General features: G+C 30.8%; 5 protein-coding genes and 1 other RNA gene. 5 read left to right on the forward strand and 1 reads right to left on the reverse strand.

Annotated elements, in window-relative coordinates; translation table 11 throughout:
- Positions 1 to 7 precede the first annotated feature (7 nt).
- The 4 genes from AACQ14_RS09940 (at position 8) to AACQ14_RS09955 (ending at position 5,430) form a co-directional block, all read left to right on the forward strand.
- On the forward strand, positions 8 to 1,060 hold the full coding sequence (locus AACQ14_RS09940) for an ABC transporter ATP-binding protein (RefSeq protein WP_339363426.1): 1,053 nt from the start codon (positions 8 to 10) through the stop codon (positions 1,058 to 1,060).
- A 102-nt stretch (positions 1,061 to 1,162) separates the two neighbouring features.
- Positions 1,163 to 2,236 carry an ABC transporter substrate-binding protein gene (locus AACQ14_RS09945; RefSeq protein WP_339363427.1) on the forward strand — a complete coding sequence of 358 codons (1,074 nt, stop codon included), beginning with the start codon at positions 1,163 to 1,165 and terminating at the stop codon, positions 2,234 to 2,236.
- A gap of 136 nt (positions 2,237 to 2,372) precedes the next feature.
- Positions 2,373 to 4,085, forward strand: coding sequence for an adenine deaminase (locus AACQ14_RS09950; protein ID WP_339363428.1), 1,713 nt, complete (start codon positions 2,373 to 2,375; stop codon positions 4,083 to 4,085).
- 28 nt (positions 4,086 to 4,113) lie between these two features.
- Positions 4,114 to 5,430 (forward strand): amidohydrolase, encoded by a 1,317-nt coding sequence (locus tag AACQ14_RS09955; protein ID WP_339363429.1) that lies wholly within the window; start codon positions 4,114 to 4,116, stop codon positions 5,428 to 5,430.
- A 146-nt stretch (positions 5,431 to 5,576) separates the two neighbouring features.
- Here AACQ14_RS09955 and AACQ14_RS09960 read toward each other — a convergent pair whose 3' ends face one another.
- A complete protein-coding gene (locus AACQ14_RS09960; protein ID WP_339363430.1) occupies positions 5,577 to 6,815 on the reverse strand; it encodes a 6-phosphofructokinase in 1,239 nt (412 codons plus the stop codon).
- 355 nt (positions 6,816 to 7,170) lie between these two features.
- Between AACQ14_RS09960 and ssrS the strand changes: the two genes are divergently transcribed.
- Positions 7,171 to 7,351: non-coding RNA, 6S RNA (ssrS, locus tag AACQ14_RS09965), on the forward strand.
- The last annotated feature ends 38 nt before the right edge of the window (positions 7,352 to 7,389 follow it).

The following is a 7,389-nucleotide window of genomic DNA, read 5'->3' on the forward strand; positions in this document are numbered from 1 at the left end:
GTACAATATGTCATTTATTAATTTAAAAGAAATTACTGTTTCATACGATGGTAAAGTAGATATATTAAAAAAATTGAATATTGATATTGAAGAAGGTAAATTAGTTTCATTATTAGGACCTAGTGGCTGTGGTAAAACTACTACTTTAAGAGTGATTGCAGGTTTTATACAACCTAAGAATGGTCAGTTTATATGTGAAAAAGAGGATTATACATATATACCTGTTCATAAAAGAAATTTTGGATTAGTATTTCAGAGCTATGCATTGTTTCCTCATCTGACAGTATTTGATAATGTAGCTTTTGGATTGAAGATGCAAAAAGTAGATAAGAAGGATATAAAAAGGGCTGTAGAGGAGATATTGGAAGTTGTTGATTTGAAAGGGTATAATTCAAGATATCCCAAGGAATTGTCAGGTGGACAGAGACAAAGGGTCGCATTAGCTAGAGCTTTGGTGATTAAACCAAAATTACTGTTGTTAGATGAACCTCTTAGTAATCTGGATGCAAAATTAAGATTAAAGATGAGAGCAGAAATTAGAAAATTGCAGCAAAAGTTAGGAATCACTACAATTTTTGTAACCCATGATCAAGAAGAATGTTTCTCGATTTCAGATAAGGTTGCCGTTATGAATGGTGGAATTATAGAGCAATATGATACACCTGAAGAAATATATACAAATCCATCAAGCGAATTTGTAGCAAGATTTGTAGGATTTGAAAATTTTATAGAGTTAGATAAAATTGGAGATAATATATATCAATCAAAATCTGGTATGAAGTTTATTACCGATATTAGTGATAAGGATACTAAAACAAAAGAAAAGCTGGTTGGGACAATCAGACCAGATAATATTAAGATAATAGACAATGAGAGTGAAGCAGAAAACAATATATTAGAGGGTATTGTTGATGTTAGAACATATCTTGGAAAAGAGTATCAGTATTCCATCAGTACTGAAGTAGGTACTATACTGGTTAATGCCAGTAATGAAAAAATATATAATCAAGGTAATGAAATCAAATTATATTTACCTGCAAATAAATTAATATTAGTATAGAATGATTGAAAAGAGTGCAATACTGTAGATAATTAAACTCTACATATTAATAAATACTCTCTGAATACTGAGAGTAAAAAATAAAAATTATGGAGGTTAACAATGAAAAAGATATCAATTATTTTAGCATTAATGATATTATTAGTAAGTGTTACAGGATGTGGAGCAACTGATAAAGCAAAAGATGGAGATAATCAACCAAAAAATGAAAGCCCAACTGAGTTAGTAATCTCTACATGGGGTTATAGTGAAGATTTACTTTGGGAAAATGTATTTACTCCTTTTGAAGAAGCAAATAATGTAAAGATAGTTTTAGAAACAGGTAATAATTCAGAGAGATTAACAAAATTGAAAACTAATCCAGATAGCAACATAGATATTATATATCTTGCAGAAGCTTTCGCACAAGAAGGTATTGAAGCAGGTTTATTTGATGAACTTGATTATAGTAAAATTGACAATGCAAAAAAGATTGATGAAAAAGCAAAATACCTAGTTGAAGCAGGATATGGTCCAGCTTATACTTTGAATCGTGCAGCTATAGCATATGATCCTAATAAGGTTGGATTTGAAATAAAATCATGGAACGATTTATGGAAGAGTGAGTTAAAAGGAAAAATTTCTATTCCTGAGATAACAACTACATTCGGACCTGCAACAATGTATATAGCATCAAATAGCAAAGGTGTGGACATTACTTCTGATAATGGAGAAGAAGCATTTAAAGCATTGGAAGAATTAAAACCTAATTTAGTTAAAACTTATACTAAGTCATCTGACCTAGCTAATATGTTTGCTAACAATGAAATAGAAGTTGCAATTACTGCTGATTTTGCATATCCAAGAGTTAAAGCAGGAGCACCAGATGTAGTATTTGTTGACCCAGAAGAAGGTGCATTCATAAACTTTAATACTATTAATATTGTTAAAAGTTCTAAGAATAAAGATTTAGCAATAAAATTTATCAACTATGCATTAAGCACTGAAGTTCAAACTAGAACTGCAAAAGCATTAGGTGAATCACCAGTAAACACTGAGGTAGAATTAACAGATGAAGAAGCAGCAAACTTAACTTATGGAGAAGTAGTAGGAAAATCCAATACAGTAGATCATAAATTTGTGAATAAAATGAAAACACAATGGATTGATAAGTGGAATAGAACATTAAATCAATAATAAATTCTAAGTTGCTGGTATAAGTTATTATGAGCGTAATATATACTTAAGTTGATAGAGATATCAACATATGTATGTATTGCGCTATTGTATTATAGGTAACTTTATATGATTAGAAAAAGATAGGAGTATAATTATGGAAATAGATTTATTAATTAAAAACGTACAAGTATATAATGCATATATTAAAAAATTTATACATGGAAATGTAGCAGTACTTAATCAAAAGTTTTTATATATTAGTAAAATGGGAGAAGACTATAATCAAGAATTCACCGCAAAAGAAGTTATTGATGGTCATGGTAAGTATATGATTCCAGGTTTGATTGATATTCATATGCATATAGAAAGTTCAATGACTACACCTTTTCAGTTTTCTCAGGCGGTTATTCCTCATGGAGTTACGACAGTAGTTGCTGATCCTCATGAAATAGCTAATGTTTTTGGTATAGAAGGAATGTTAGCCATGTTAAGGAGTACAAAAAATAATGTTGTAGATATATTATATTCTATACCAAGTTCAGTTCCTTCAACAACTAAACTACTTGAAACAACAGGAGGAAGTATAGAGGTTGAAGATGTTTCAGAGCTTATTAAGATAAAAGAAATTTGCTGTTTAGGAGAAGTAATGAATTTTAAAGGTCTGATTAATGATGATGAATCATTGATTAATAGAATAATCAAGAAAATTAAAGATGAAAGACCTAATTTGAAGATAGAAGGTCACTGTCCTAAAATAACAGGTCTAGATTTAGCAAAATTCATTTATCAAGGAGTTGATGCAGACCATACCCAGCAAACACCTTCTTCCATAAAAGAAAAAATAGAAAATGGAATGTTCTTGGAAATTCAACATAAATCCATGACGCAGGAAAATATTAAGTATCTAGTAGAGAATAATCTGTATGAACATTTTTGTTTGGTTACAGATGATGTCATGGCTGATAGTCTAATAGATGGACATTTGAACTTATTAGTAAGAAAGGCAATTAAGATGGGCATGCCTATAGAAATGGCAATATATGTTAGTACTTATACTCCTGCAAGAAGAATGCTTTTACATGACAGAGGCAGTATTGCCCCAGGAAAGGTAGCAGATTTTATCTTGCTTAGTGATATTGATAATTTTGAAATAGATAAGGTGTATAAAAATGGGAAGTTAGAATATGATGGAAAACTACAATATAAAGAAAGTGAAATAGGATTTCCGCCAGAGTTTTATAAAAGTGTAAAATTGGACTATGTATCCCAATCAGATTTTGAGGTGTCAGCACCAATAGAGAAGGGTAGAATTAATTGTAGAACAATGAAGGTAACACCTCATACTACTTTCACAATAGAAGAAAAAAACACAATGGATGTTAATAATGGAAAGCTACACTGGCAATCTTCACCATATTGCTTAATTACTGTTTTTGAAAGATATGGAAAGAATAATAATAAAGCTTATGGACTAGTTGGTGGGAGTGTAATAAAAGAAGGGGCAATAGCTACTACTTACGCACATGACCACCATAATCTAATGGTAATGGGAAAAAATCCAAAAGATATGACTATAGCAGTAAATTGGATAATTGAAAACGGAGGAGGATATTGCGTTGTAAAAGATGGAAAAATCCTTGCAGGCGTAGAGCTCTCAGTAGGTGGTATTATATCAGAAGAAAGGATAGATATATTAGGGGAGAAGGTTAAGTGTGTAAGTGAAAAGATGGGAATTCTAGGTTATGAACATGATAATAGAATTATGTCTTTTAGTACGTTATCTCTTCCAGTTAGTCCAAGCTTAAAAATATCAGATAGAGGATTAATAGATGTTGTTAAACAAGAAGTAGTAGAGTTGTTTTGTTAACTTAAAGTATGTGAAGGAGTATAATGATATGGCAAAATCAATTATAAAAAACGTTAATATTCTTACCATGAATGCTGATAAAGATATTATTGAAAATGGTGTAGTAATATTAAAAGATAATCTGATTCATGATATTGGTAATGAGGATTTATTAACCAAATATCTATCTGATAATATTATAGACGGGAAAAATGGCATTCTCATACCAGGTATGATAAATACACATACACATGCCTCTATGGTGGTGTTTAGAAGTCTTGGAGATGATGTGCCAAATAGATTAAAAAGATATATATTTCCATTGGAGAAAAAACTGGTAAATAAAGAATTGGTTTATCTGGGAGCTAAGTATGGCATAATAGAGATGTTATTAGGAGGTGTAACTACATTCACTGATATGTATTTTTTTGAGGATGAAGTTGCAAGAGCAGCTAAAGAACTTGGTGTCAGAGGCGTATTAGGGGAGACTATTATTAACTTTAGCTCACCAGATTCAGAAGAAGCTTATGGTGGTCTTGATTATTGTGAATGGTTCATAGACAAGTGGAAAGATGATAATCTAATAATTCCAGCTGTAGCACCTCATGCACCATATACCAATGATAAACATCATTTACAGTTGGCTGGTAAATTATCAGAAAAATATAATGTTCCTATAATGATGCATGTGGCAGAGATGGGTTATGAATATGACCAATGTTTAGAAGAATATGATATGACACCAGTACAATATTTAGATAGTATTGGTATCCTTAGTGAAAGGTTTATATCTGCACATTCAATCTTGGTATCAGACAGTGATATAGATATATTAGCAAAAAGAAAAGTCGGTATTAGTCATAATGTAGGTGCTAACTCCAAAGGAGCAAAAGGAGTCGCTCCAATCACAAAAATATATCAAAAAGGTATGAAGCTTGGACTTGGGACAGATGGACCAATGAGTGGAAACACGCTGGATATTGTAACACAGATGTCATTAGTAGGAAAGATACATAAACTACATAATAAAGACAGAAGTTTATTTCCTGCTAGTGAAATTTTAGAAATGGCTACAATCGGTGGAGCAAGAGTTCTTAATATGGATAATGAAATAGGTTCTATTGAAATCGGTAAAAAAGCTGATTTAGTACTTTTTGAGACTGATTCCATAAATATGCAGCCATTATATGATTATTATTCCGTTTTAGTGTATTCTTCTAATCCAAGTAATGTAGATACTGTAATAGTTGATGGAAAGATTTTGGTCAAGAACAAGCAATTAGTTGAATCTAATATCATGGATAAGGTCAAACAACAATTAAAAATGATTAAAAATAATATATTAGAAATATCTAAAGAGTTATAGTAATACTATCTATAATATTAGCAAATAGAAAGCTGTCCCAACATATTTAAGGTTATATGGGACAGCTCTTTGTATCTTATAGGAAAGTTCCTACGGAAGACGAGGCGTTGCTTCTTTCTTTGTATTGTGGATATTAATTCTTACTTTTAATTATTGGATATTAAATGTCTGATATCCAAATATACAGGAAGCCCGTTCTTATATTGTATATTTGGTTCCCCGAATGTCAATGGTGATATATATTCTATAAGTTCTTTTGTAATGTCACCATTATCAGCAGATATCCATTCAGTAGGGATTAATTTCTCCTTGTTGGCTACTTTTTCTATATCCACACAATCTATTTGATATTTATATGGAATATTACTTGTTCTAATGATTGATACCATTTGTCCAGTGTAACCAGCAACAGCATACTCAACGGCGTTATTTCCAACCTCACAAGCTTCATTGATATCTTGTAATGATGCACTGTGCATTGCACTTCTCTGTAATACATTAAGTTCTATTGATCTAACCTTACATCCCAAAGATTTACTTACTATGTGTTCCAGAGTTTTTCCTGTACCGCTTAACTTAGCATGACCAAAAGAATCATCAAGTGAATTCTCAGATGCTGAAATATAATTTCTATCTTTATCCTTGATACCTTCTGAAACTGCAACTATAATATTCTTTTTAGTTTTTTGAATGCGTTTTAGACTATTTAAGAAATCATAGATAGAAAAAGGTACCTCAGGTAGATAGATCAAATCTGGAGATGAATTATATTCATTTCTAGCAAGTGCAGCAGATGCCGTCAGCCAACCAGCATTTCGTCCCATTATTTCAACGATAGTGACACTAGGGATATCATATATGTATGTATCATAAGATATTTCAAGCATTGTAGTAGCTACAAACTTAGCTGCTGAACCAAAGCCAGGAGTATGGTCAGTTCCAAATAAATCGTTATCTATAGTTTTTGGTATTCCAATGATTCTAACATTCTTATTTTTAATTTTAGCGTATTTTGATAACTTCAAAACAGTATCCATAGAATCATTACCGCCAATATAAAAGAAATATTCAATTTTTTTGCGTTCAAATATATCAAAGATCAATTTATATTCTGTTTCATCTTCAGTAAAATCAGGTAGCTTATATCTACATGAACCCAAAAACATTGAAGGAGTTGTCTTTAATACTTCCAATTTACTTTTTGAGGGTGCAAATATGGATGTTAAATTGATTATATTATGATTTAAAACTCCTTGAATACCATTTATAGCACCATATACAGTATGTATATTAGGACTTTCTATGGCTGAATCTATAACACCGCTTAAAGAGGCGTTTATTACGGACGTTGGACCACCCGATTGAGCAATAAGACAATTAGACATATGTAAATCTCCTTTTTAAATTTTAAAAAATTAAATGAAAAATTTTCCTCACAGTTTATTATAATACAATATTTAATTCTGAAAAGCAATTACAAATTGCCTTGAAATACATAATTAATGACCTTTTAATAAATAGGAAAAATTTGATTGTATTTGTATAAGCAACAATGCATATAATAATATCGTGACAAAGAAATGGTTATTATAATGTACTTGTTATTATATAAGAAACAAAAAAACAAAATTTACCCTATCATTTATAGACAAAATAAACAAAAAAAACCATAATTATTTACACTAATTATCTTGCAAAATTTCTTGATATATAGTATAATGAATTCACAGCAAAGTTAGATATTTCCTGGGATGTACGATAATCCTGCTATTTTGAACCTACATTAGCAATCCGGGAGTTCTATATTTCAAAGTGGATGTCAAGCCCTCATTATGGCGGGGAAGACAAAAGCTTTGGTGCGGACACCCACCTAACGTGAGTTAGGGATCAAAATTCAGGAAACGGCATATCCGGGTATACATATTTAATTTAAAAAATAAGTTACTATTTTCATAGTAA

Origin of the sequence: Vallitalea maricola, from assembly GCF_036985595.1 — a bacterium.
GTDB classification, from domain to species: domain Bacteria; phylum Bacillota; class Clostridia; order Lachnospirales; family Vallitaleaceae; genus Vallitalea; species Vallitalea maricola.